Annotated in this window: 22 protein-coding genes; 7 read left to right on the top strand and 15 right to left on the bottom strand. The window is 33.3% G+C overall.

The features are described from left to right. Positions 1–69: 69 nt before the first annotated feature. Positions 70–543, bottom strand: coding sequence for a transcription elongation factor GreA (gene greA / locus C8N41_RS04525; protein WP_092445353.1), 474 nt, complete (start codon positions 541–543; stop codon positions 70–72). A 365-nt stretch (positions 544–908) separates the two neighbouring features. On the opposite strand from greA, the gene C8N41_RS04530 reads away from it, so the two are divergent. Beyond that, complete coding sequence (locus C8N41_RS04530) at positions 909–1340, top strand: Rieske (2Fe-2S) protein (RefSeq protein ID WP_147298928.1); 432 nt, start codon at positions 909–911, stop codon at positions 1338–1340. Here the strand turns inward: C8N41_RS04530 and C8N41_RS04535 are convergent. The 8 genes from C8N41_RS04535 to C8N41_RS04570 form a co-directional block, all read right to left on the bottom strand. Further along, positions 1337–3553: a TonB-dependent receptor gene (locus C8N41_RS04535; protein WP_115838358.1), complete on the bottom strand. Its 2217-nt coding sequence runs from the start codon at positions 3551–3553 to the stop codon at positions 1337–1339. The two genes, C8N41_RS04530 and C8N41_RS04535, sit on opposite strands and share 4 nt — an antisense overlap. Before the next feature lie 425 nt (positions 3554–3978). Further along, the gene (gene arfB / locus C8N41_RS04540; RefSeq protein ID WP_092445347.1) at positions 3979–4383 is read right to left on the bottom strand and encodes an alternative ribosome rescue aminoacyl-tRNA hydrolase ArfB; all 405 of its coding nucleotides are present in this window, start codon (positions 4381–4383) and stop codon (positions 3979–3981) included. After that, a complete protein-coding gene (locus C8N41_RS04545) occupies positions 4383–5942 on the bottom strand; it encodes a DUF4301 family protein (protein WP_092445345.1) in 1560 nt (519 codons plus the stop codon). The genes arfB and C8N41_RS04545 overlap by 1 nt, the downstream gene beginning before the upstream one ends. Then, positions 5939–6508 (bottom strand): AAA family ATPase, encoded by a 570-nt coding sequence (locus C8N41_RS04550; RefSeq protein WP_115838359.1) that lies wholly within the window; start codon positions 6506–6508, stop codon positions 5939–5941. The genes C8N41_RS04545 and C8N41_RS04550 overlap by 4 nt, the downstream gene beginning before the upstream one ends. Further along, positions 6469–7098: a nicotinamide riboside transporter PnuC gene (gene pnuC, locus C8N41_RS04555; RefSeq protein WP_092445341.1), complete on the bottom strand. Its 630-nt coding sequence runs from the start codon at positions 7096–7098 to the stop codon at positions 6469–6471. Before pnuC ends, C8N41_RS04550 begins: the two co-directional genes overlap by 40 nt. Beyond that, positions 7082–7342 (bottom strand): thiamine-binding protein, encoded by a 261-nt coding sequence (locus C8N41_RS04560; RefSeq protein ID WP_115838360.1) that lies wholly within the window; start codon positions 7340–7342, stop codon positions 7082–7084. Before C8N41_RS04560 ends, pnuC begins: the two co-directional genes overlap by 17 nt. Positions 7343–7346: 4 nt before the next feature. After that, complete coding sequence (locus C8N41_RS04565) at positions 7347–8075, bottom strand: geranylgeranylglyceryl/heptaprenylglyceryl phosphate synthase (RefSeq protein WP_115838361.1); 729 nt, start codon at positions 8073–8075, stop codon at positions 7347–7349. Further along, positions 8075–8701, bottom strand: a complete 627-nt coding sequence (locus tag C8N41_RS04570) for a 4'-phosphopantetheinyl transferase family protein (RefSeq protein WP_092445334.1) — start codon at positions 8699–8701, stop codon at positions 8075–8077. Before C8N41_RS04570 ends, C8N41_RS04565 begins: the two co-directional genes overlap by 1 nt. Positions 8702–8830: 129 nt before the next feature. Here C8N41_RS04570 and ahcY point away from each other — a divergent pair, with 129 nt between their 5' ends. Beyond that, the gene (ahcY, locus tag C8N41_RS04575; protein WP_115838362.1) at positions 8831–10147 is read left to right on the top strand and encodes an adenosylhomocysteinase; all 1317 of its coding nucleotides are present in this window, start codon (positions 8831–8833) and stop codon (positions 10145–10147) included. Positions 10148–10387: 240 nt separating this feature from the next. On the opposite strand, the gene C8N41_RS04580 is transcribed toward ahcY, so the two are convergent. Beyond that, positions 10388–12526, bottom strand: coding sequence for a S46 family peptidase (locus C8N41_RS04580; RefSeq protein ID WP_115838796.1), 2139 nt, complete (start codon positions 12524–12526; stop codon positions 10388–10390). Positions 12527–12607: 81 nt separating this feature from the next. Between C8N41_RS04580 and C8N41_RS04585 the strand changes: the two genes are divergently transcribed. From C8N41_RS04585 to C8N41_RS04590, 3 genes are all read left to right on the top strand, one after another. Next, positions 12608–13750 carry a methionine aminotransferase gene (locus C8N41_RS04585; RefSeq protein ID WP_115838363.1) on the top strand — a complete coding sequence of 381 codons (1143 nt, stop codon included), beginning with the start codon at positions 12608–12610 and terminating at the stop codon, positions 13748–13750. A 51-nt stretch (positions 13751–13801) separates the two neighbouring features. Further along, a complete protein-coding gene (locus tag C8N41_RS16805; protein WP_147298929.1) occupies positions 13802–14383 on the top strand; it encodes a hypothetical protein in 582 nt (193 codons plus the stop codon). Positions 14384–14500: 117 nt separating this feature from the next. Beyond that, entirely contained in the window at positions 14501–15283 is a 783-nt protein-coding gene (locus C8N41_RS04590) for an amidohydrolase (RefSeq protein WP_115838364.1), read from the top strand. Here the strand turns inward: C8N41_RS04590 and C8N41_RS04595 are convergent. Together C8N41_RS04595 and C8N41_RS04600 are read right to left on the bottom strand one after the other, a co-directional pair. Next, entirely contained in the window at positions 15267–16877 is a 1611-nt protein-coding gene (locus C8N41_RS04595) for an Ig-like domain-containing protein (protein WP_115838365.1), read from the bottom strand. The two genes, C8N41_RS04590 and C8N41_RS04595, sit on opposite strands and share 17 nt — an antisense overlap. Before the next feature lie 56 nt (positions 16878–16933). Then, the gene (locus C8N41_RS04600) at positions 16934–17611 is read right to left on the bottom strand and encodes a ComF family protein (RefSeq protein WP_170137087.1); all 678 of its coding nucleotides are present in this window, start codon (positions 17609–17611) and stop codon (positions 16934–16936) included. 70 nt (positions 17612–17681) lie between these two features. Between C8N41_RS04600 and C8N41_RS04605 the strand changes: the two genes are divergently transcribed. After that, complete coding sequence (locus C8N41_RS04605; protein WP_092445322.1) at positions 17682–18566, top strand: hypothetical protein; 885 nt, start codon at positions 17682–17684, stop codon at positions 18564–18566. Positions 18567–18643: 77 nt separating this feature from the next. Further along, positions 18644–20185, top strand: a complete 1542-nt coding sequence (locus C8N41_RS04610; RefSeq protein ID WP_115838366.1) for a glycine--tRNA ligase — start codon at positions 18644–18646, stop codon at positions 20183–20185. A gap of 78 nt (positions 20186–20263) precedes the next feature. Here the strand turns inward: C8N41_RS04610 and C8N41_RS04615 are convergent, their stop codons facing one another. From C8N41_RS04615 to C8N41_RS04625, 3 genes are all read right to left on the bottom strand, one after another. Continuing rightward, positions 20264–20812: a DUF3575 domain-containing protein gene (locus tag C8N41_RS04615; protein WP_115838367.1), complete on the bottom strand. Its 549-nt coding sequence runs from the start codon at positions 20810–20812 to the stop codon at positions 20264–20266. An 84-nt stretch (positions 20813–20896) separates the two neighbouring features. Continuing rightward, positions 20897–21940 carry a flavin-containing monooxygenase gene (locus tag C8N41_RS04620; RefSeq protein WP_115838798.1) on the bottom strand — a complete coding sequence of 348 codons (1044 nt, stop codon included), beginning with the start codon at positions 21938–21940 and terminating at the stop codon, positions 20897–20899. Between the two features lie 72 nt (positions 21941–22012). Then, positions 22013–25456 carry a hypothetical protein gene (locus C8N41_RS04625; RefSeq protein ID WP_115838368.1) on the bottom strand — a complete coding sequence of 1148 codons (3444 nt, stop codon included), beginning with the start codon at positions 25454–25456 and terminating at the stop codon, positions 22013–22015. Positions 25457–25592 lie beyond the last annotated feature (136 nt).

The raw sequence follows: 25592 nt of genomic DNA on the forward strand, positions 1-25592 counted from the left end.
AAAAGATTCCCATTAAATAGGAATCTTTTTATTAATAATCTCTGATTTTACTGCTTTTACAATTAAAGTTTATCTTGAAATTTCTAAAATATCAAATTTCATAATACCACTCGGAACTTGTATTTCTGCCACGTCTCCTACAGATTTACCTAATAAACCTTTACCTATTGGAGAATTTACTGAGATTTTACCAGTGGCTAAATCAGCTTCACTTTCAGCAACCAACGTGTAGGTCATTTCCATACCGTTTGTTTGATTCTTAATTTTAACCTTAGATAAAGCTAAGGCTTTGGTTAAGTCTAATTGCGACTCATCAATAACTCTTGCGCCAGATAAGATTTCTTCCATTTTAGAAATTTTCATTTCTAACATACCTTGTGCTTCTTTCGCAGCATCATACTCTGCGTTTTCACTTAAATCGCCTTTGTCTCTAGCTTCTGCAATTGCTTGTGATGCCTTTGGACGTTCCACATCTTTAAGCTGGTTTAACTCTTCTCGTAATTTTTTTAAACCTTCAGCTGTGTAATAAGATACTTTACTCATAATTTAATCGTTTTAAAAATAACGCGTGTTTAATAAGCCGTTTCTTTATCATTTTTGAGCCTGTCTGAAAATCAGACAGGCTCAAAAATCACTGTAGATATTTAGTGCTTCTTAAATGTTCGTTATTCTATAATTATAATGTTAGCATAAAAAAAACCTCGCGCTGACGAGATTACTATGCAAATATATAAAATTATTACGGTATTGTTTAATTAATAGTAAATTGCGCCACAAAATTTGAAGTTAGAATGTATTAAAAATGTTAATAATTTAAATTTTAATACGAAAAGCCCGTATTCTTGTGGCTTCAAACGATTTTGGATTTTAATGCGTTAAATTTCAAATCATTAAAAAAGAGTAGACCTGTGAAGAAATTATTAGTAATGTTTGGTTGCGTAGTGTTTTTTGGATGTAGCAAAGATGACTCTACTTACAATTGCAATTATTTATTAGATGTTGGAGTGAATTTGTCTGTGAATCTTAATTTTCCTCAATTTAATCAGTTGTTGTTTCCTGTCAGTGCAATGAGAGTTGAAAATTATGGTAATAACGGTATCATTTTAGTAAGAGCAAATGCTAATTCTATATTAGCTTGGGATGGTGCAGATCCTAACCATGTAGCGTCTTCATGTTCTAAATTAACTATAGTAGGATTAAATGCTGTTTGTGGTTGTGACGATGGTAATGAATATAATTTAATTACAGGAACCGCATTAGGCGATGATCCTCAACCATGTACATTAAAGCCGTACAGAGTTGAGGTCACCGGAACTAACACTTATTTAATTAGTAATTAAAATTTTAAGGTTACTCCTACTAAGAAGTTAGTCGTTGCTTGTGGGTAAAAACCAGCTCCTTCGATAGTAGCGATACTTCCTGGGTTAGACCAAGTGTCGTCGTAAGTGTAATAATAGCCATTAGACACATATTTTACATTGAAAATATTATTAACTAAACCTGAAAATACAATGGCATCAAAAACGGAGGCTGTTTTTAAAGTATAATTAATATTGAAGTCATTGATAAAGAAGCTATCTAATTTAGATAAGTCGGCTTCCGTATTACTCATATACTGCTCACCAACATATTTACTTAATAAAGACATTTGAAGGTTTTTTACAGGTTGAAAAACAATCGCATTAGCTGCAATTAAACTTGGTGAAAATGAAATGTCGGTTTTACCTAGGTCTTGTAGTTCTCCATCGAAATCAATGATGGTTTCGCTATTTTTATTAGTACTTAGTGTTACATTAGGTTGTAAAGTCAGTTTTGAAGTTACAGGAATAATGGCTTCTAATTCTAATCCTAAACGGTAACTTTTTCCACTATTGGTTCTTATTGGGTTACCTACATCATCTAATTGTCCAGAAAGTACTAATTGTTCGTTATAAAGCATATAGTACACATTTGCATTAAATACAAAGTTTCCTTTTCTGTGTCTCCACCCTAGTTCAAAGTCATTGAGTTGTTCTGGCTCTATAGTATTGTTACTTTCAAAATCGGTTCTGTTTGGTTCTCTGTTGGCTCTAGCATAAGAAAAGTAGAGGTCATTGTTAGTGTTTAAAGAATAGGTGATTCCAGCTTTTGGATTAAAAAATGTGAAATCTTTATCTACTGCAAATTCTACAAGATCGGATGTTGTTCCTGTTGTCTTGTATGTAACATTTCTAACTTGTAAATCTCCGTATAAACTTATTTTTTCATTGAGTCTATAATTGGCTTTCGTAAAAAGTGAAAAGTCATTTTTTATACTGTTACCATCGTAATAACGATCTCTAATTTCAGTTTGACTGGCGTATTCTGCCCAAATTATTTCACCAAAATGATCACCATCATAATGGCTATAAGAACCACCAAAAATTAGATTAAGATTGTCGTCTTTATAGCTAGCGTTAGCATTGATAACGTAAAAATCATTGTCTAACCAGCGTCTTCTAATTAAATCGGTTTCATCAATGGTTTCCCCATTAAAATCTAACGGGTTAAGGCCATAGTCGTCAAAACTTTCGTCTTCTTTATATTGTTCAAAATAGCCTTGACCTTTGGTGTAGTTTAAGCCAAGCGTTGTAGACCATTGGTTGCTGTAGCGTTGATTCCAATGTAACTGATAGTGATCTTGACTGTAATTATCGACTTCATTATCGTAGAATTGTGTATTTCCATTATCATCAGTATATTCACCTGCTGTATTATACGTACGGTCGTCTTTTAGTTTCTCTAAATCTTCTAATCCATTCCAAGACTGGTAAGTGACTTCCTTACCTCCAAAAGTGATGGCTTTAATTAAGGTATTATCATCAACAAAAGAGCCTTGTAAGAAATACGATTTTAAATCGGCTGAAGCACGATCTATATAGCCATCAGAAACAATATTAGACAAACGACCCGCAATTTCAATGTGGTCATTCATAAGTCCGGTGCTAAATTTGGCAGTGTGTTTTCTGGTATTATAACTTCCAAAAGAATTAGAAATTTCTCCAGAAGCTTCTTTAGCAACCGCATCTGTTAACACATTAATACTAGCTCCAAAAGCACCAGAGCCATTGGTAGAAGTCCCTACACCACGTTGCAATTGTAAACTTTCTGTAGAAGAGGCAAAATCACCAAGGTTAACCCAAAACGTTCCTAATGATTCTGCATCGTTATACGGAATACCATTAATAGTGATGTTAGTAGATTGCGAGCTGACGCCACGAACTCTAATACCTGTGTATCCAATACCTGCACCTGCATCGGTTGTTGTTACAACTGACGGTAGAAAGTTAAGTAACATCGGAATATCTTGTCCGAGGTTACGTTTAGCTAAATCTTCTTTGGTAACATTAGAGTGTGTAATAGGTGATTTAGCATCTACTCTTACAGCTTTTACTAAAACTTCATCTAATTTTTCAACTTTTGTTGAATCTTGTTGTTTTTCTTGTCCATAAGCTGAACAAAGACCTAATAAGGTCATGGAAAGTGTTAATCTCTGCCTACTTTTTTTTGAGAGATTGTTGAATAAAATTTTCATACGACTATAGTATTATAATCGAATAAAAAGAGGTCATTATTCTTTGTTAATAATTAAATATTGTGAGCTTATAACGTACACTATTAGGTCTTATTTTTCTTTTATTTTGAATTTTTTTCTACCCATAGGAAGGTTTAAATTCAGACGTAAAAAATAAACATTGATAACCTTATAACGCTTGTCAAAAAAATCCATACGGACAATTTCTTTACGCTCGTTTCCTAAACAGCATTACCTGTTCTAGGTTCAATGGGTATGATCTCAGCCACTTATTGGCACCCCTTTATTGAGAACGCGGCAAAGATATAACGGATTTTAGAATTACGAATGAGGAATTTTAATTTTTTTTAGACTCAACGATGAGAATTAGAGGTAGGCAAGCTTAAGGTTTTGAAAATCTATAGGTTTATATATTGAAATAGTATTTATTCAATTGTTGGAGGCTTGCGGTTGGCTTTTTTATCTGCATTAATACGCTTATCTTTTAAGCGTTTCTTTTTAACTCCTCTTGGAATCCTGGTTGGAATCCGTATTTTCTCTTCCTTTAAGCCTTCAGTAATCAATTCTAAAAACCGTTGGGTAACCAAGGCTTTGTTTCTAAATTGACTTCTACTGTCGTCACAAGATAACATAAGTATTCCATCTTTAGATAATCGATTATTGAAAAATTCGAGTAGTTTTTGTTGTTCTACGGTATTAAAAGCATTGGTGTTTTGAAGGTCAAAATATAATTCGGCCTTAGAGGACACCTTATTAACATGTTGTCCTCCGCTTCCTGAGCTTCGGACGTATTTATAGGTTAATTCAGATTTAAGTAAGTTGGTATCCACTAGTTTTTAATTTGATGTGGTGCTTTAAGTAAATCGTTAACTGTTTTTACAGGATTGAAGGTTATGATAGGCACTTCAACAAATATCGTCGTCCAATACGCCATACTTCCGTTCCAAAGTCCTGGTAATTCTAAGGCTTTTAAATCCTTACCATTTTTGGTTTTCTTAGTGATAAAAGCAGCACTATGATCGACGTAGTTTTCTAAATCGAATTTTTCATCTTTATAATTTTTTACACCACAAACTAAATCTACAGGATTAAAATGTGTAGCATTTTTAAGAATATCTGCTTGGTTTTGGTCTTTGAGGTTTATTTGAGACGACTCCACTATTTGAAGTGACAAGTTAGATTTGTGGTCTTTAACCCAAAACGGACCTCCTCCTGGTTCACCTTCGTTTTTAACCATTCCGCAAACACGTATAGGTCGGTTTAGCTTTTCTTTTAAATATTCAATTTTATAGTATTCGGTATATTTTTTATACTCTTCGGATATTTTGATGCTTAACTCGGAAGATAAAAAGTGTTCTATTGTTGCTAAATGATCTGCCGTTAGGTCTTTTGAATCTAATTGATGTAAGTATTCGAATGTTTGGTTCTGTAATTTTAGTAGGATGCCAGCTAAGACTTTTTTGTATTTAGAGACCTCTTCTTTGTATTTATACACAACGACATTATCTATGTTTTTTATAAAAATAATATCGGCATCTAAAGCATTGAGATTTTTTAATAATGCGCCATGTCCAGATGGTCTAAACAGTAATGATCCATCTTCAATTCTAAAAGGTTTATTTTTTAAAGTAACGGCAATAGTATCTGTCGATTTTTGTTGGTAGGAGAACGAAATGTCAAAATTAACTCCTGTTTTTTGTTCAATTTTACTCTGAATATTTTTAAACTCTTCTTTAAATTTATCTTTATAAACTTCAGAAATTGTAAAGTGTAGTTTCGCAACGCCATTGCTAGAGGCATATAAAGCAGCTTCATACAAGTGTTCTTCAAAAGCTGTCGAAATGTGGTTGTTTTTATAACAGTGAAATGGTAATAAACCTTTAGGTTGATTGCCAAAATTAAGTTGGTTTTCGTCTAACATGGCCTTGGCAAAGTACCAAACTTTTTCTTGATTAGATAAGTTATCATAATCGATACCATTAGATTTAAGCAATTCTATTACTAGATTGAAAAAAGGAAATTTTTCCAAGCCCACCATAAATAGAGATAATTCTCTTAAATTGGTTTTATTGATGTAAGAATTTAACGATTGTTCGTTAGAATTGTATTCGCTAATAAAGCGAAATAGAAATTTAAACATTCTTGTTGCCGCTCCGGAAGCTGGTACAAATTTTAACAGAGACTTCTTATCTTTTTCTTTATCAAAAAAGCTGATATATTTTTGTATACTCTCATCGGTTAAGGGTGTAATACCATTATTTAAGGTCGCTGCTTCAGAAATGTTAGTAAACGGAATTCCAGATTTAAAAGTTTCAATTTGTTTATTTACTACTGATAATGTTAAATTATTAGCTTCTATTTGTTGAATGTCGTTTTCTGTAAAACTCATAACTTGTTAATTAATAATTTGTCAATATACTTAATTGCTGTTGCTAAACGTTCTTTTTTATTTCCTTTTAAAAGGATATACGATTTTTTGTAGGTTTTTAAAGCCTTTTCAAATGCGTTAAACATTAGCTCTCGCTCATTGGGTCTGTCTCTTAAATCATCTGCCTCCCAAGGAGTGTCAATATAAGTTAAAAAGTATAAGTTATATGTGTTTTTTAGAGCATATGTATTTAAAACAGGGTCACAAGTACCATTGAAGTAAGCCTCACTATAAACTTTAGTTTCCAGTAAATCAGTATCGCAAATTAAAACTGAGTCTGTTTGTTGCGCCAATTCATTCTCAAGTTTCATTTGTCCTTTGGCAATAGGAATTATATCCTTTGGTTCGCATATTTTTCGCTCTTTGTCCCACTTTTCTTGTAAGTACGATCTAGAATACTCAGGCACCCAAACAGTATTATAATGCCGTGCTAATTGGCGAGATAATGTTGTTTTTCCTGTAGATTCGGGTCCAAATACAACTACTTTTATGCAGTTTGATGGGTGTTGTTTAAGTGCTTTTTCCATGCGTTATAGCCTTGAATTGCTAATATTAAAAATACAATGAATTGTAGTCCTGTAAACCCTAATCCTTTTACAAAATATAATGGAATCGAAATAATATCTGCAACTATCCACAATATCCAATGTTCTATTTTCTTATTCGCCATTAACCACATTGCGGCAAAGAAAATACCAGTAGTAATGGTATCTATATAATCTGTTAGTCTATCGAAGCGATTAAAATATAAATACACACTTACTACAAATATAATGGTAGTGGTAAGGATTATTGTTGCTGTTTTCCAGTCTTTTAAGGTAGATTTTGTAATGGCTATTTCTTCTCCTTTTATAGTTCTCTTCCACATATACCAGCCATAAATGCTCATTAAAGTGTAATAAATATTAATAGTTAAATCGCCATAAAGGGTAAAAACATAACATAAATAGATGAAAATTACCGTATTAATAATTCCTGTAGGAAAGACTAATATGTTCTCCTTTTTAGCAAACCATACACTGGCAATACCAAAAATTACAGCTATAATTTCAATCGTAATATGAAACGTAGAAGCTGTGCGATAAGGTTCTAAAAAGAAATCAAAAATTTGGTTCATAATCGCTACGGTTGGTTTTTACGACTTTCATTGTAAGTACAGAAATATCTACATCTTCAAAAGAACGTTTTATTGCTTCAGTTAAGAAAGGCATAAGCGCGTCATAGTTTCCAAATATTTGTGTGCTCAACGGATTTTCTAAAACTTTAAATTCTGAATTGCGTAATGCTTTTATAAAATTGATAACATGTCTTTCGTAATCGTTTTGCAAAGGGGAAAGGGTAAGATCTACTGATATTTCCATTTTTTTATTTTTTTAGTTCATTAAAGAATGATTCATCTTCTTCAAAAGCGGTTCCAATAACAACTAAATCTGCTCCAGCATCATATGCAGATTCCATTTCTGCTTTACTTCTTATGCCTCCTCCTACTATTAACGGGATTCTTAAAAGTTGCTTAACTTCTGAAATAATATGAGATGAGATAGCGTGTGTGGCACCACTTCCGGCTTCGAGATAAATGAGTTTTAAGCCTAATAATTCGCCAGCTTTTGCCGTATCCTTTATAATATTTATGTTTTTTCGTTCAATCGGTTTTGTCTTACTTACACGTTCTACAGCTGTTTCTCTTCCGTTTTCTATTAGTATATATCCTGTTGGAATGACTTCTAAATCGGTCTTTGCCAATTTTGAAACCGCTTCTACTTGCTTACCTATTAAATAATCTGGATTTCGACCAGAAATTAAAGACAAAAACAAAATGCCATCTGCTTTATCTGTAATTTGAATGACGTCACCTGGAAATAAAACAATTGGTAAACTGGTGTGTTTTTTTAATGCTATAACTAACGTTTCTGTCAGACCTTCATCAACTTCGCTTCCACCAACAAAAATATGAGTAGCGATAGATTGGTGTACCTTAGTGATGAAATCCGAAATATTGTTAAGCTTCATTTTATCCGGATCTATTAAAACGGCTAACAATTTTTCACCTCGAGCTTTTACACTGTTTATATGTTTATAAATTGTATTATTCATTACGGAACCACATAAGCACAGGTAAAACCTTCAAATTCCAAAAATGCTGTGGTATATCTGTGTTTTTGACCCATATAATCTATCCAAGCAATCGTTTCTCTATCTTCAACACTAAACGGAATCACTAAAAAATGCTTTTTAAAAGACATGCCAGGAGTTGCAAACAGTTTATAAAGAGATTCTTTAATGCCCCAAATTACCGTCAGCCTTTTTATACAATCTTCATCAATACTATTTAAATAGCTGAATTCGTAATCCACAAATTTATGTGCTATGATTTTTATTTTATCGCGTTGTTTTTCAATATCAATACCGACTTCTTTATCACTAACAATAACACCCGAAAAGGTAAATGAATGTGTTATAGAGATCTGTTTTCCGTCTTTAAGATGTGGTTTTCCGTTGTCATCGTAAAATAAATCTTTATCTGTATAACCGAATTCTCGTAACAAATGTCTTACACTCAAAAATCCGCGTTGGTGAAGTTCGCTTTTCATACCTAAAATACGTTCTAAACTTTGCGGTTTTAAATCTAAAGGCTGAAATAGAGTATCATATGATTCTTCTATCTTCCAGATTTTAACAGTAGTTTGTGAATTTACACTAATGGATTTATATAGTGGCATTTAGAATTCTGAATGTTATTGATTACATTTGCACTGCCTAAGGCAGATTTGGTGTTTTTAGTTAGGCGAATTTAACTATTTAAGTGCTAAACCCAAAGGTGTTTAAAATATAAAAAGAAAGAAAAAAATATGAGTACAAAAACTGTTGCTTACGTACCTAATAAGGTAAAAGATATGTCGCTTGCGGCTTGGGGAAGAAAAGAAATTAAGTTGGCCGAAGCAGAAATGCCAGGTTTAATGAGCTTACGTGAAGAATATAAAAACGAGCAACCTTTAAAAGGTGCACGTATAGCAGGTTGTTTACATATGACGATTCAAACAGCTGTGTTAATTGAAACATTACAAGCTTTAGGAGCAGAAGTGACTTGGAGTTCATGTAATATTTTTTCTACACAAGATCAAGCCGCTGCAGCAATTGCAGAAGCAGGAACTGCTGTATACGCGTGGAAAGACATGACAGAAGAAGAATTTGATTGGTGTATTGAGCAAACTTTATTCTTTGGAGAAGATAGAAAGCCATTAAACATGATTTTAGATGATGGTGGTGATTTAACGAATATGGTTTTAGATAAATATCCAGAATTAGCTGAAGGCATTAACGGTTTATCTGAAGAAACTACAACTGGTGTTCACAGACTTTATGAGCGTGTAAAGAACGGAACATTACCTATGCCAGCAATTAATGTTAATGATTCGGTGACTAAATCGAAATTTGATAATAAATATGGTTGTAAAGAATCTGCAGTAGACGCCATCCGTAGAGCAACAGATATTATGTTAGCTGGAAAACGCGTTACGGTTTGTGGTTATGGTGATGTTGGTAAAGGAACAGCGGCTTCTTTTAAAGGTGCAGGTTCTATTGTAACGGTTACTGAAATTGACCCAATATGTGCTTTACAAGCGGCTATGGATGGTTTTGAAGTGAAGAAATTAGAAACTGTTGTTGGTAATTCGGATATTGTAATTACAACTACAGGAAATAAAGATATCGTAAGAGCTGAGCACTTTGAAGCTATGAAAGACAAAACTATTGTTTGTAATATTGGTCATTTTGATAATGAAATTCAAATGGATTGGTTAAACAAAACTCATGGTGACACTAAAGATACTATAAAACCTCAAGTAGATAAATATACCGTAAACGGTAAAGAAATTATCATTCTTGCTGAAGGGCGTTTAGTAAATTTAGGTTGTGCAACAGGTCACCCTAGCTTTGTAATGTCTAACTCGTTTACGAACCAGACATTAGCGCAAATTGAGCTTTGGAATAACAAAGAGGCATACGGAAACGATGTGTACATGTTACCAAAACATTTAGATGAAAAAGTAGCAAAATTACACTTAGAAAAAATTGGTGTTGAATTAACGGAGTTAAAAGATTACCAAGCAGAATATATTGGTGTAACGGTTGAAGGTCCTTATAAGCCTGAGCATTACAGATATTAATCTGTCATTGCTGCGAAGGCAGGAATCTTATTAATTGAAACGCAATAATTAATTAAACCCTTGCAGAAATGTGAGGGTTTTTTTGTTGGTAATCTTGAAGTCTAAAATGAATCCACAACGTCACTTCGAGTAGTTTGTAAGGGACGAAGAAATTGTATCGAGAAGCTAAAATTCCAAATATAAAAAACCTCAAAGTTAAAAAACGATGAGGCTTATATTCTAACATTTAGTCTCTAGCAACTAACTACGCTTCTTGCGTTTTTTCTTCTTCTTTTTCTTCGATTTAGAAAGATCTTGTTTAGGATGTACTAATGTCATCTCGTCAATGAGATGCTTTGCACCAGCATATTTATCAACTATAAAAAGTACGTAGCGTAAATCTACCATGATGTTTCGGCAAATTTCCGGATCGTAATTCATGTCGCTCATTGTTCCTTCCCAAACACGGTCAAAATTCAATCCAACTAAATTCCCATGAGCATCAATGGCCGGACTTCCAGAATTCCCTCCTGTAGTATGATTAGTTCCTAAAAAGCACACAGGCACTTTTCCATTTTTGTCGGCATATTGTCCATAATCTTTGGCATCGTACAAATCAATTAATTTTTGAGGAACATCAAATTCATAATCACCAGGAATGTATTTTTCTATAACACCTTCTAAATAACTTACAGGATTATAATATACCGCATCTCTTGGAGAGTAACCTCTAACTTGTCCGTAGGTAACACGTAGTGTACTATTTGCATCAGGGAAGTAACGCTCGTTAGGTAATGCTTCCATTAAGGCAGTCATGTACTGTGTTTGTAAAGCGGTTATTGGAGCGTTCTTTGCTTTGTATTCAGCATCAATGGTGGTAAAAAACTCATCAATGATAGGTTTAGCATAAGCAAATGCAGCATCGCTATTAAGGTTTTTAATTACGGTTTCGGCATCACCTTCTAGTAATAGTAAAGCAGAATCTAAGTTGGTAAAGGCCGTGTTTTCATAGATTGAAACATCTACTGGTTTTCCATATAAAGGCATTACATTTTTATATACTCCTTTATCTAAATCTACATCGTAATTCTTATGAATGCTTTTTAGCTGACCCGTTAAAATGGATTTTCCGCGTTCAAGATTTTCAGGGTTTGCCTTTAAAGCTTGTTCCACTTGGTAAGCTCTAAAAGTCATTTGCATAAGTTCGTTAGTTACTAAAAAGACTTCAATAAAGTTTCTGCGCTTTATATTAATAGGAGCAAAGTCTTTGTATAATTTATCAAACTCTGAAAGAATATTTCCATATTTAGCTTCAAGATTTTTTTCCTTTAAGGCTTTGGTAAATGTGGCTTCAAACTCACGACGCTTTTCAACAGCATTACTTTTTTTGATACCTAAGTTTTCTCCAATCCATTTTTTCCATGCGTTAGCAATACGTGCTTGTTTTGAAGCGTATTTAATTCGCACTTCATCGCTTTCTTTCATTTTTTGATCAATAACCTTTAAAGCTGCTTCACGTATAGCAATGTTAGTAGGATTAAATTCTTTGGTGATATGCTCTATGGCTACGGCTGGTAAATATTCGCTTGTAGTACCTGGAAAACCAAATACCATTGTAAAATCTCCTTCTTCAACACCGTCTAACGATATTGGCAAGTAGTGTTTTGGTGTGTAAGGTTTATTATCCTTGCTGTATTCAGCAGGTCTATTATTGGCATCTGCATAAATTCTGAATAAAGAAAAATCACCAGTGTGTCTAGGGAAAACCCAATTGTCCGTATCGCTTCCAAATTTACCGATGCTGCTTGGAGGTGCACCAACTAAACGTATATCATTAAAACGTTCTGTGACAAAAAGGAAGTATTGATTGCCTTCATAAAACGCTTTAGTTTTAACATCCTGCCAAGATTCTTTTGGCCAGGTTTTTAACGCAGCATTTGTGTTTTTAGAAATTAGAGATTGTTTTTCAGTTTCAGTCATCGAATCAGTGATGCCTTTAAGCGCCACATCAGTTACATCATGTATACTGACAATAAACTCAATATATAAACCATTGTTTGGTAATTCATCTTCTAAATTCATGGCCCAAAACCCATCTTTTAAATAATCGTTTTCTAAAGATGAATGAGATTGTATTTGTCCATAGCCACAGTGGTGATTTGTCAGTACCAAGCCTTGGTTAGAAATGACTTCACTTGTACATCCACCGTTAAAATGCCCTATGGCATCTTTTAAGCTAGAGTTGTTAACGTCGTAAATATCTTGAGCTGTTAATTTACTGCCCAAGCTTTGCATTTCATCTTCGTTCATGCCTTCTAGAAGAGAAGGAATCCACATGCCACCTTGCTGTGCAGAAGCCTGAAAAACAACAAAAAGAAATAGAATTTTTAAAAAGCGCATCATTATTATTTTATTAGTTTTTGTAAAGATAGAAAAGCTTGTTTTATATCTTTAGTGATTTAGCACATTAACACACTTTTTATGAAAATAAAATCCAAATTACCAAATGTTGGCACTACCATATTTACGGTTATGAGTGCTTTGTCTCAAGAGTATAATGCCATTAATTTGTCGCAAGGGTTTCCTAATTATCCGAGTTCTAAAAAGTTGAATAATTTGGTTACTAAGGCAATGAATAACGGTTACAATCAATATGCTCCAATGGCAGGCAATATAGAATTGCGTTTGGCAATTGCTCACAAATATGAGCTGCTACACCAAAGCACTTATCACCCTGAAAGAGAAATCACCGTAACAGCTGGTGCAACACAGGCTATTTATACCATAATTTCTGCATTTATAAGACCAAATGACGAGGTCCTTATTTTTAAACCCGCTTACGATTGTTATCAACCCGCTATAGAAATTAATGGAGGAAAAACAATTCCTATACAATTATCTGCGCCAAATTATAAAGTGAATTGGAGCGAGGTAGCTTCAAAACTATCGACTAAAACGAAGATGATTATCATCAATACGCCACATAATCCTAGTGGTACTACTTGGTCCAAAGATGATATGCTACAACTACAAAAATGTACTGAAGGTACCGATATTATGGTGTTGAGTGATGAGGTGTACGAACACATTGTGTTTGATGAGGCAAAACATTACAGTGTGTGCTTGTTTCAAGATTTAAAACAACGCAGTTTTATAACGGCATCTTTCGGAAAGACTTTTCATACTACCGGATGGAAAATAGGGTATTGTTGTGCGCCAGATCATTTAATGAGTGAATTCAGAAAAGTACATCAATTTAATGTGTTTTCGGTACATCATCCTGCTCAAAAAGGTATTGCAGATTATATGCAAGAGGCAGAAACCTTTTTAGGCTTGCCTGCATTTTTTCAGAGGAAACGCGATTTATTTTTAAATTTAATTTCTGAATCTAGATTTAAATGTAAACCTTCTCAAGGTACCTATTTTCAGATTTTAGAGTATTCTGATATTACTGATGAAAATGATGTGGATTTTGCAAAAAGACTCACTAAAACCTTTAAGATAGCCTCGATTCCCCTGTCTGTGTTTAATGAAAATAATAGAGATGACAAGGTGTTGCGATTTTGTTTTGCAAAAACCGATGATACCTTGGTAAAGGCAGCTGAAATTTTATGCAAAATTTAAGTTACTTTTTAAAGATTTGTGTGTCTTAAGAATGAACACAAAATTTATATCATGAAATATTATATTATAGTTTTATTTTTAAGCTTCTCGCTTTCGGGTTTTACACAAGAAGTTTCAAATGAAGGAAAAATTTACGAGGTTAAAAATGAAAAAATATTCCTAAATGGAGAAGACATTACTGAAACCTTGAGTTTAGCGAAAAAGACTTTAATTTTTAAAGAAGCTGCAGCAATTACTGAAACATTGAAGATTGAAGCAGCAGCTCAAAAAAACATACAGCTTAAAAAGGCCGAATCAAAAGCTTTAAAAGATGCCGAAAAAATTAAAAAAGAAGAAGAAAAAGCTCTAAAGAAAAAGGAAGAAGTTGCTAAGAAATTAGAAAAAGAGAATAAAAAAGCGGAGAAAGCACAAAAAAAAGCAGAAAAAGAACGAAAAAAGGCTGAAAAGGAAATAAAGAAAAAAGAAAAGCTTCAAAAGAATTTTGAAAAAGCAGAAAGTAATTTAAATAAAGCACAAAAAAAATACGAAAAGCTAAACGCTAAGGGCAAATTGTCTCCTGTAGATGAACGTAAATGGCTCGATAAAATAGAAAAACTTACAGAAAAAGTGGCTAAAGCAAAACGCAGATTATAGGAGCGAAACGGACTTAAATAACTTAAAGCAATCTAAAATGAAATGACCAATTGAGTTTACATTTTAGATTGCTTTTTTTTATATCTTTTTTTGAAATCAAATTTGTAATTTTAGGGTATGAGTAGAGAATTGAAAGTTGCTATTATTCAAACGGAATTGACCTGGGAAAATCCAGAAGAAAATAGACGTTTACTGAGCTATAAAATCGATGCCATTTTAAGTCCTGTTGATGTTATTGTTCTGCCTGAAATGTTTACTTCAGGTTTTACCATGAATCCGTCCGCTGTTGCAGAAACAATGGAAGGCGAAACATTAAATTGGTTGCGCTCTAAAGCCAAGCAAAGGCAAGCTCTAATTATGGGAAGTCTTGTTATTTCTGAAAACAACAAGTTTTATAATCGTATGGTTTGTGTAGAGCCTTCTGGTACCATTACTACCTACGATAAGCGCCATACGTTTACATTAGCAGGTGAACACAACGTTTACACAGCCGGAACCGAGAAAGTTATTCTAAATTATAAGGACTGGAAAATTTGTCCCTTAATTTGCTACGATTTGCGTTTTCCTGTTTGGGCTAGAAATACCGAAAATTATGATCTATTAATCTATGTCGCTAATTGGCCTAAAGTGCGTATCAGTGCTTGGGATGCTTTGTTAAAAGCAAGAGCTATTGAGAATATGACCTACTGTATTGGTGTTAATAGAGTAGGACAAGATGGGAATAAGCACCATTATTGTGGACATTCCGTGGCGTACGACGTTTTAGGAAATAGAATGGATAATCTTCCCGATAACAAAGAGGCTACGGAAATTGTTATTTTAGACAAAGATGTAATTACAAAATACCGTGAAAAACTGAATTTTTTAAATGATAGAGATAACTTTAGTCTAGAAGTGTAAATTCTTCAACAAAATCGAAATTAGATCGCACCTCTTCAATGGGTTCTGAATAACTTACGCGTTCTGGCTGAATGCCTAGTAAGTAATTTCCTGTATCATATTTACCATTGCCATTGGTGTCAAAAATAGCACGTAATTTATATTTTCTAGGCACTAAATTTCTAAAATCTACAACAGGCGAATCTTTTGTGTATTGCTCGTACATCACTTCTCCTTTGTCATTTACTAACTGTACAATTAAGGGAAATTTAGCATTTCTAATATTCACTCTAATATTACCATATTCCGCTTTTAGTTTTGTTCTAATAGAATAGTTTAAGGTGTCCTTATTACTATTGTCATAAAAATCAGTAAATGTCCCAGGAAGCATTGTAAAACTGTATTTTTGGTCTTCTTGTTTGTCAATTGGGAATTTATAGGTGTTAAAAATAGAATCGTATTTTACTTTTAAAGGTACAGCTAAAGAATCTTTATCTATAATACTGATTTTAGTTGTATCAATTTTACTTAATGGAATATTGGATTCCATGGTAAAATCTTCATTAAAATTCAATATACCTTGTGTAACTGGTTTTAGTGTTAATGAGTCGGCTTTAATGGTTCTAAATCGATGTTTAAACGTGTCGATTTGCTTGTCATTAGTAACGATAAAAAATGTTGTATCGACTTCAAATTCTGGTTTGTACCAATAATACAAGGTGTCCTTTGTTGGATCCTTAACAATTCGGGTTTTGTAACCTTCAGGAGTCTCGCCTAATACTTTAATACGCATAGCTTCATAATCGCCTTCGTAAGGAAATATTATTCGAGTTTCACCATCTTGAGAGGGTTTAATGGCTTTGTAATTTACCTTTTCCTTAAAAAGTTTTAATTCGTAAGAATCATCACTTGGTACTGTAATAAACTCTTCTTTATAACCAATTTTATCGTTTTTTTGGTTGAATAAATAATTAGAGTTTTGATCTTTTAAGGCAATTAATTTATAGGTTCCAGCTTTAATATTATCAATGCTAAAAGTTGTAACGCTATCTAGTGTGTTAGTGATATATCTTGGTTTTTCTTTGTAAATAATAGAGTCGGTGTAGGTAGAGTCTACTTCATATAACATTACAGAGACAAAGGTGTCTGGTTCTTCTTCTAAAGCATCAACCACATAGCCTTTCACTGATAAGGAGTCTATAGTATTTCCTGTTGAAAATACATAGCGATAGTAAGGATAGGGGTTTTGTTCATTATTATCTACAATACTTTCTCCAAAGTTAAAAGCATAGGTGGTATTGGCTTCTAATGTATCTAATATTTTTATGGTAATGTATTCACTAGCTCCACTTACAGGTGTTACAATAGGTTCTGTGTCCATAGGAGGAGATACAATGAGTTGTTTCCTTAAGTCATTTATTTTGACGTATTCGTTAAAATAGATTTTAATTTCATCACCCTTAAAATTGGTTGAAAAATTTTCGGGAACGGATTTCGTAATTTCTGGAGGCAAAATATCTTTTTCTCCACCTGTAGGCGTGCCACGATTAGCACAACTTGCAATGCTTATTGCAATTAAAATCAGACTTAAAACTCGCAGTAATGATAAACGCATCTACTCAAAATAATTTAGCACAAAGAAACAATATAATTTATTTAGAAACGAAAAAATCAATCTGCAATTGCCATTGTCGCAAGACTTAACTTAATATTATCAATTTTTAACAAAACCGAAGCACAAGCTTCAACAGTGGCTCCGGTTGTAATAATATCATCGATTAGTAAAACGTGCTTGCCTCTTAGAGTAGTGTTTTCAGAAATATCAAATAAGGTTCCATCATCATTCCAACGGGTTAAACGTTCTTTAAACACTTGTGTTTTTGTCGATTTTGTTTTTATTAAAACCGTATCGTTATATTCTGCTCCTAAAGCTTGGGCAATTTCTTTTCCAAATTTAGCGACTTGGTTGTAACCGCGTTTACGTAGTTTAGACTTATATAAAGGTACTGGCATCACAACGTCGATGTCTTTGTAAGGCTCTAAGGTCGCTAATTCCGCTCCAAACCATTTTCCAAAGAAGGTCCCAATATCTTCATGACCTCTGTATTTTAAATTATGTAGAATTTGTTGTACAATTCCTTTTTTAGAAAAGTGTAAAAGGGCAGTTGCATTTTCTAATTTAACCCGACCGTACACTATTTTTTTTACATCTTCTGCATTATTAAAATGGAAGTTAGTAACAGGTAAATGATGTCTACAAGTGGTGCATATCACTTGTTCATTGTCTGCCAAAGCGTTGTTGCAGGCTTCACAAACCATAGGAAAGAACAAGTTTAACAAGTTTTTCATCACTTAGTCGAATAAAATAACGTTAGGCATCAATTAACTCTAATTTCGCATTAAATTAATAAAATTAATAATGATAGTTAACCCTCAGCTATTTAATTATAGATTAATTATTAGTTCTTTATTAGTCGTTTTAACTGTTTTAGGAGTTTATAGCTTTGATAAGTATAAATCCATTGAATCTTACGAAGAATTCTTAGAACAAGAAAAAGTTTTGATAGAAACAGAGCTATCGGAATTATTACTAAGTTATGATGATCTGAACGAAGACTATAATTATTTGACTTCTCAGCTTCAAGATGCAAAGTTAGAAGCTAGCAATGCATTAGATTCATTAAAATTATTAAAAGGTGATTTGTCAATTGTCACTAAATATAAGGAGCAATTAGTTATTTTAAAATCTAAGAACACGGTTCTGCTCAATGCTATGGATTCGCTTAATTCTGCTAATGTGCAATTAAAAACAGAAAAGCAGTTAGCATTAAATACAATACAAAATAACAGCAAAACGATTAGTGGTTTAGAAGAAGCTAATGACTCGCTATATGAAACAATTGAGCTTGCCTCATCCATTAGAGGAAGTAATATTAATGTAGAATCTTATAAATTAAAGTCTGGTAAAAAACGATTGACTAATAAAGCAAAACGTGTCAATGCTATTGATGTTTGTATAACTTTAAACGAAAACCCTTTAGCTAATAAAGGTAAGAAGGATATTTACATACAAATTGTTAGTCCACAAGGAAATGTTGTCGCAGATAAAGGCGAATTATTTTACGGAGATACGTCTTTAAATTACAGTCATAAAGAAACGGTTAATTACAATCAAGATAATTTAGAAATATGTACCGCTATAGTTGCTGGTAATGAGGATCAGCCGTTTTCAAAAGGCTACTATTTTATCAATGTTTTTCATGAAAATATGAAGCTAGCTAGTACCAGTCTAAACTTAAAATAAGCTACACGTATAATTATCGATATAATTTTTAAAAAACCGTTCTGTTAATCAGAGCGGTTTTCTATTTTTGCAGTATTATGGCAAACGAAGATCAATTTAAAAAAGTAATCTCTCACGCAAAGGAGTATGGTTACGTATTTCAGAGTAGTGAAATCTACGACGGACTAAGCGCAGTGTACGATTATGCTCAAAACGGAGTAGAATTAAAGAAAAATATTAGAGACTATTGGTGGAAAGCCATGGTACAAATGCACGATAATATTGTGGGTATTGATGCTGCAATATTTATGCATCCTACCACGTGGAAGGCTTCTGGACATGTTGATGCATTCAGTGATCCGTTAATTGATAACAAGGATTCAAAAAAGCGTTATAGAGCCGATGTTTTAGTAGAGGATTATTGTGCTAAAATTGAAGCAAAAATTGAAAAGGAAGTTAAAAAAGCCGAGAAACGCTTTGGAGATGCTTTTAATAAAGAAGAATTTATTTCTACTAACGGACGAGTTGTTGGTTATCAAGAAAAAATCGACTCTATTTTAAAACGTTTAGGGCAATCTCTGGAAAAAGAAGATTTAGCCGATGTAAAAGCATTAATTGAAGAATTGGAAATTGCTTGTCCTGTTTCAGGAAGTCGCAATTGGACGGACGTTAAGCAATTCAACTTAATGTTTGGAACTAAACTTGGTGCTTCTGCAGAATCTGCAATGGATTTGTATTTAAGACCAGAAACGGCTCAAGGTATTTTTGTGAATTTCTTAAACGTTCAGAAAACAGGACGTATGAAGATTCCTTTCGGAATTGCACAAACCGGAAAAGCATTTAGAAACGAGATTGTGGCGAGACAATTTATTTTTAGAATGCGAGAGTTTGAACAAATGGAAATGCAATTTTTTATAAAACCAGGCACACAAAAAGAATGGTTTGACTATTGGAAGGACGCACGTTTAAAATGGCATAAATCACTTGGTTTAGGTGAAGATAATTACCGCTTCCACGATCACGAAAAATTAGCACATTACGCTGATGCTGCTACTGATATCGAATTTAAGTTCCCATTCGGGTTTAAAGAATTAGAGGGAATTCACTCGCGTACAGATTTCGATTTAAAACAACACGAAGAGTTTTCAGGAAAGAAACTTCAGTATTTTGATCATGAAGATAACGCAAGTTACACACCTTACGTATTAGAAACGTCTATAGGTTTAGACCGTATGTTCTTAGCCGTCTTCTCAAATGCTTTAGTTGAGGAAGAATTAGAAAACAATACCACAAGAACGGTTTTAAAATTACCAGCAGTTTTAGCACCAACAAAAGCAGCTATTTTACCATTGGTTAAAAAAGATGGTTTACCAGAAGTAGCAAAACAGATTGTTGACGATTTAAAATGGGATTTTAACGTGACTTACGATGAAAAAGATGCTGTTGGAAGACGTTATAGAAGACAAGATGCTAACGGGACGCCATTTTGTATCACTGTAGATCATGATACTTTAGAAGATAACTCAGTAACGATTCGTCATAGAGATACGATGGAGCAAAAACGCGTAAAGATTGAAGATTTAAAGGATATCATTAAAGCTGAGGTTGATGTAAAGCATTGGCTAATGAAAATGAACTAAATTTCATTTTACACCTTTAAATAAAAAACGCCCAAACTTTATAAGTTGGGCGTTTTTGGTTAGTTATAATTTTAACTATTAAAATCGATAACCTAGATTGAATCCAAATTTTCCAACTATGGTAGTATCATAATCATTTTGAAATAGATTTCTACCGATGCCACCAGTGAGTTCAAATACAAATCCATTTTTAGAAACCCATTTACCACCAAGACCAAAACCAAGTGCAAAGTCGGTGACACTTTCTTCTTCATAAGTATAGAAGCCTCCTGAGTCTTGAACTCCATATTCCCGGTCTATAGAATTGAGCATCGCAAAGCCTTCAACAAAAAATCCGGCTGCGTATTTTTTTCCAAAGAAAATTCTATAATAAGGAGAAATGTAATAGTTAATATTGGCGTCTAAATTTTCATTGTCATAAGGTGTAAAAAAAGAAACACCTAGGGAAGATTCTTCATTAAGGTTTCTTTCATAACTCGCTTCAAATGCACCAGCAAGTAACATAACAGCATTAAGTTTAACTTCATTTTGTTTTTTATACAATGCAGCAATACTGTCGTTTTGCTGTTGGGCACTGAGGTTCAAAATGGAGCATAAGAGAAATAAGGCAAAAAGGAAAGATTTCATAGGTTGATTTTAATGCATTGTTGATCTTCTATTATTGAAGATACCAAATATATGAAAAGGTTGCGTTTAGAAAACAATTAAAATTTAATTGCAATTACAAATATTCTTTGCCAAAAAAGCCGCATCTTTTTTTATACCTCCCAATGTGGCAGAACCTCGTGTGTGAAGCCATGGTAAACCGATAAAATAGAGTCCTTTTGTGGTACTGACTCCCCTGTGGTGTTTGGGATAGCCATCTTCGGCAAGTTCTATATTTGTAATCCAATTAAAATTGGGTTTATAGCCTGTTGCCCAAACAATATTTTTAATATTGGTAAGTTTTTGAGTTGAGGTTTGGATATGGTGATCTTCTGCACTCACGGTACGTCCTACAACTTCAACATTATCACGATTTATTATGCTTTTTACATCAGTACCAATAATGGGTTGTTTAGAGTGGCTAATCTTTTTACCAATCCAAGAATTCTTACTAAAGCTTAAGAATCCGGTGATGGTAAACCACCACCATAATGTTTTTCCTAAAATCTCTTGTGGTAAAGTTCTAATATCCGTACTTCCAGAAAAATAAGTGGTTTCTGTGGTGTTTTGAGATATTTCATTTAAAATTTGAAACCCACTATCACCACCACCAACAACGAGAGTTGGCCCTTTTTGCAACTGATTTGGGGTTTTATAATAGTTGCTATGAACTTGATAAATCGTATCAGATATGTTTTTGTGGCATTCTGGTGTATACGGAATATGAAACGGTCCTGTAGCAACAATGACTTGTCTACATTTTATGTCACCTTTATCGGTAGAAATAATAAAGTAATTTTCGGCTTTGTTGATGCGTTGAGCTAGCGTATTTAATTGAATTGGGAACTGAAATTTTTCCGCGTAGTGTTTAAAATACGATGCGACTTCAAACTTATTAGGGTAATGTCCTTTGGGAGCAGGAAAATCCATACCTGGTAAATGGTTAAACTCGGTTGGAGTAAATAACTTTAAAGAATCCCAACGGTTAAGCCAAGATGCTCCAATTTGGTCTTCCCGGTCAATAATTAAAAAATCTTTTTGTGCCTTTTTTAGAAAATAAGCCATAGACAAACCTGCTTGTGCAGCACCTATGATTATAAAGTCCTTCATTAATTTGTTTTGTTGGTATCGGGACATAATACCATTTTTGATGGTTTTATACAAGAATGTGTCAAGATAAAACTAGAAATAAGCTTTTAGTTGAATGGTTCCGGTATGAATTGTTTTAGAAGTCTCAGATTTTCGGCCAAAATAATTCAAATTCAAATCTAAATATTTAGTCAGTTTCTTCTGCGCTAATAAACTCCATGTAAAGTTTTTTCCGGGTTGTAATCCTTCGAGTATTTGGTAGGCTACAGGCGAATTGGCATTGCCTTCAAATTCGTTTTGAAAGAAATTGAACTCTCCTGTTAATGCAATTTTTTGTGCATTATTGTATGTAAAAGACAGCCCATAATTGTTTTGAGCCAAGGTCTCTAAACTACCCGTTGTATTTTCTTTTGAAGTATACTGGTAAAAGACATCGAACTGTGCATTTTCATTAAACAAATAACTCAATTTTGGTTTAAATTGATATTCATCAATAGTGTAATTACGGTTGGTGAAATTTTGACTTTTACTTTCTTCTTTACCTAAATTGGCTAGCGTATTTACCAACCAACTGGTATTAAATTTATGATTAAAATTTAACTGATGACTATTGGTTTTATTTTGCTGTAAACCTGTTGATAATAAATTGCGGCTTTTATTGGTTAAGAAGGTGTACGAGGTTGTAAAATGTTGTTGACCTCTATTGAAAAATAGCACGTTTCTAATACTGTAATTTAAGGATACAAAATCTTCAATGTCTAAATCGTCTTTTAAAGCTTCAAAAGGATTAATATTAAATGAGTTGTTGTCTTTAAATTTTTTACTGTCAACAATAAAAGAGGCTTGGTCATAAAAATGGGACCAAAACTGTTTCCATTTATTTTCGGAAACAGACCATGTTTTTGGATTTATAGTGACCGTTTGCCCAAACCGATTTTGGTGTGTTTGCACAAATACCTGATTAGGTAAGAGTACTCGGATATAACTTCCTTGGTCTGCAAATTGAGCTATTTCAAATTCATTTAATTCTTGAATACCATTCTCGTTATAATCAATCCAGGTATAAGCTCCTTGTCCGGCTTCTACTTCTACATAGGTGAAATCTTGTTGTGCCAAGCTGCCAGAATTGGTTTCAAAACTAGTATTCCATAAAATAAGATTGTTGAATAATTTTTGATTAAAATTTAAACGGCTATTTAAACTTTGTTCGTTTGAGATGTTTGGATCTTCCGATTTTAAATCTCGGTAATTCACAAATAATTGAAGTGTAGTATTCTTGTTTTGAATTAATCGCGATTTCAGGTAATAAGTATCAGAACTGTTAACGCGTTGTAGTGTGTTATTACGCAAACTGTCGTTAAATCGTTTAATAAAACCAACCTCCGCATAAACTTTGGTGCTGTCACCAATTCCAATAAATGCCTCGTATTCTTTAAATTTTTGACTTAAAGGTGTTAGTGAATCCGTGGTAATAACGCGTTGTTCGTTTTCTTCTGCCGCTAACTTTATACCAGTCCATTTATTGTTTTTGCTATATACTACACGATTAAATGTCCTTAAAAAAGTAGAGCGATCTATGGTGCTTTCATTGTGTAAAAGACTAGAGTTAGAAAAGATATTGAAATCGCCTAAATGTAAGCTTGCGGTAATGTTATGTCGGTTTCCGGTAAAGTTTTCCGAATAATTTAAATGTTCAAAATTATAAGTAGCTACACCTTTTTTAGAATGTGCTAGGCGTAATCCAGTTGTAAACAGCAACTGATTGCCATAATTGGTAGTGCTATTAACAGCTTCTTCGGTACTATCTAGATTCCAATCTCTGTTAAATTCAGCTCTATATAAACGTTGAATGGTTTCAAAGTCTTTTTGAATGAAATCGGCATCAACCAAGGCTGATAAATTCCAAAGACTATCTGATTGAACGATGTTTTGTTTTAATGTGAATTTTCCGGCAAAACCATCGTTATTAGCGTTGTCTATATCCGAGAATAAATTATCATCCTTTTTACTTCCTGCCAATTCAAAAAAGACATTGGTATTTTTAGAAGGCGTATATTGGCCATTAACAATAGCAATTTGTAAGCGTTCTGGTGCTACTAACTGTACAACCGGATCATAGTTTCCTTGTGGTACACCAGCTATTGGTGCAATATATTCGTAAATATTATTTATGGCATTTGAGTTGCTGAGTATGTAATTCCCTTGGTTATCTCCAACTAAAGAAAAACTAACGCTGTATAAATCATCGTCTGGATTATTAGAAAACACAAATACTTCCTCCGACCCAATGAATTCCTTTTTGTATAAAATTCGATTTTCAGAATAGGTGGTAGGAGTTGAGGAAGGAGCAACCATCAAGTCTTGGTTATCACCTGCATCTGCTAAAATTTGTGTTTGTTCTGTAGATAGATTTTGTTGTAGAGGTTGATTTTTGGCATCGCTTTCTGAATAGATTGATACATTTAATTTTAAAGTTTCAGTTTCAAAATTAGCACCACCAAATACTGTAAAACGTGAATAATTGCGTTCACTAAATTGATAATCTACTGTAATTCGCATTTCGGAAGTAATAGGGAACGTAGAGTTAAAAATAATTTCACCAGCATTATAATCTATAATGTAATCGTTGTTTTCTCCACGTTCTAAAGGCACTCCGTTAACGTATACTGTCTCGCTACCGGACACGACTAAAACGTACAATTCATTATTAGAGCCACGTAATTTATATGGCCCTTGGTTCCCTTCTTGCGCTGTAAATTGTGTAGTGGTAAATTGCCCACGGACCAAAGCTCCTGAGGCATACACAGATGTTTTCTCGCTTAAATTGGCATTCACCATTAATCCTTGTACGCGCTTAGAAAAATTAGCGAAATAACTTTTAGTGTTTTCTAAATCGATGTCTCCAGCGCGTATATTCCAATCGTCGCTAAATAATTCTATAAACACTTGGTCAAATTCATCTAAGCGTTGCGAATAACCACTTTCTTGTAGTGGAATATTGGCATCTTGTATAGAAGCTCTTAAGGATACTTTGTTGCTTAGTTTGCCGGAAATTTGTAAATCGAGTTCACTATTTAATACAGAATTCTGATTATTTCCTATAGTCACACCTCTCGATATGCTTCCGGAAGTCGTTAAACCGTCAAATGGTGTAAACGCATTTTTAGATGTGGTGTTTTGAATTTGGTATAATTGCTGAAATTCAGAAGAACGTTCTATAATGATACTATCATCTAACTGCTTGTAAACTTTGGTTAGAAAATTAGGATATCGTAGGTATGAAATTTCAACGCTATCTATTGCTATAGGTGTTTTAAATTGTAAAAGAGCGTTAGTGAAATCAATGGAGTATAAAGTAGAATCTATAGTTTTGTTGTCTATGGTTTTTAGACTAAATTGAGATGGATTAATACTCACAGAATCAATTTTTATAGAATCTGAAACGGCTAATTTCTTTATCACATAATTACCATTCTGCTCTTGAGAAAAGCCCCAAAAAGCACTTAGAATTAGTAAAACGGAAATCGCATTTCTCATGTAGAATAATAACTGTTTTAAGTCTAAAATATTTTATCGTTAAAACATGCTTAAAATAATGGTGTAAAAGTAGCGTATTATTTAATTTAGCGGTTAATCGAATGTATAACTAAAAAAAGAGATGCTATCCGAGAAC

It is taken from the genome of Winogradskyella sediminis (genome assembly GCF_003387355.1).
GTDB lineage: Bacteria > Bacteroidota > Bacteroidia > Flavobacteriales > Flavobacteriaceae > Winogradskyella > Winogradskyella sediminis.

Coding starts and splice junctions, on each gene's coding strand:
- C8N41_RS04600 (WP_170137087.1), bottom strand. CDS start 17,611: ATGAAAAACTTGTTAAACTTGTTCTTTCCTATGGTTTGTGAAGCCTGC.
- greA (WP_092445353.1), bottom strand. CDS start 543: ATGAGTAAAGTATCTTATTACACAGCTGAAGGTTTAAAAAAATTACGA.
- C8N41_RS16805 (WP_147298929.1), top strand. CDS start 13,802: ATGAAATATTATATTATAGTTTTATTTTTAAGCTTCTCGCTTTCGGGT.
- C8N41_RS04620 (WP_115838798.1), bottom strand. CDS start 21,940: ATGAAGGACTTTATAATCATAGGTGCTGCACAAGCAGGTTTGTCTATG.
- C8N41_RS04580 (WP_115838796.1), bottom strand. CDS start 12,526: ATGCGCTTTTTAAAAATTCTATTTCTTTTTGTTGTTTTTCAGGCTTCT.
- C8N41_RS04550 (WP_115838359.1), bottom strand. CDS start 6,508: ATGGAAAAAGCACTTAAACAACACCCATCAAACTGCATAAAAGTAGTT.
- C8N41_RS04605 (WP_092445322.1), top strand. CDS start 17,682: ATGATAGTTAACCCTCAGCTATTTAATTATAGATTAATTATTAGTTCT.
- C8N41_RS04615 (WP_115838367.1), bottom strand. CDS start 20,812: ATGAAATCTTTCCTTTTTGCCTTATTTCTCTTATGCTCCATTTTGAAC.
- C8N41_RS04610 (WP_115838366.1), top strand. CDS start 18,644: ATGGCAAACGAAGATCAATTTAAAAAAGTAATCTCTCACGCAAAGGAG.
- C8N41_RS04565 (WP_115838361.1), bottom strand. CDS start 8,075: ATGAATAATACAATTTATAAACATATAAACAGTGTAAAAGCTCGAGGT.
- C8N41_RS04545 (WP_092445345.1), bottom strand. CDS start 5,942: ATGAGTTTTACAGAAAACGACATTCAACAAATAGAAGCTAATAATTTA.
- C8N41_RS04535 (WP_115838358.1), bottom strand. CDS start 3,553: ATGAAAATTTTATTCAACAATCTCTCAAAAAAAAGTAGGCAGAGATTA.
- ahcY (WP_115838362.1), top strand. CDS start 8,831: ATGAGTACAAAAACTGTTGCTTACGTACCTAATAAGGTAAAAGATATG.
- C8N41_RS04625 (WP_115838368.1), bottom strand. CDS start 25,456: ATGAGAAATGCGATTTCCGTTTTACTAATTCTAAGTGCTTTTTGGGGC.
- pnuC (WP_092445341.1), bottom strand. CDS start 7,098: ATGAACCAAATTTTTGATTTCTTTTTAGAACCTTATCGCACAGCTTCT.
- C8N41_RS04595 (WP_115838365.1), bottom strand. CDS start 16,877: ATGCGTTTATCATTACTGCGAGTTTTAAGTCTGATTTTAATTGCAATA.
- C8N41_RS04560 (WP_115838360.1), bottom strand. CDS start 7,342: ATGGAAATATCAGTAGATCTTACCCTTTCCCCTTTGCAAAACGATTAC.
- C8N41_RS04570 (WP_092445334.1), bottom strand. CDS start 8,701: ATGCCACTATATAAATCCATTAGTGTAAATTCACAAACTACTGTTAAA.
- C8N41_RS04585 (WP_115838363.1), top strand. CDS start 12,608: ATGAAAATAAAATCCAAATTACCAAATGTTGGCACTACCATATTTACG.
- C8N41_RS04590 (WP_115838364.1), top strand. CDS start 14,501: ATGAGTAGAGAATTGAAAGTTGCTATTATTCAAACGGAATTGACCTGG.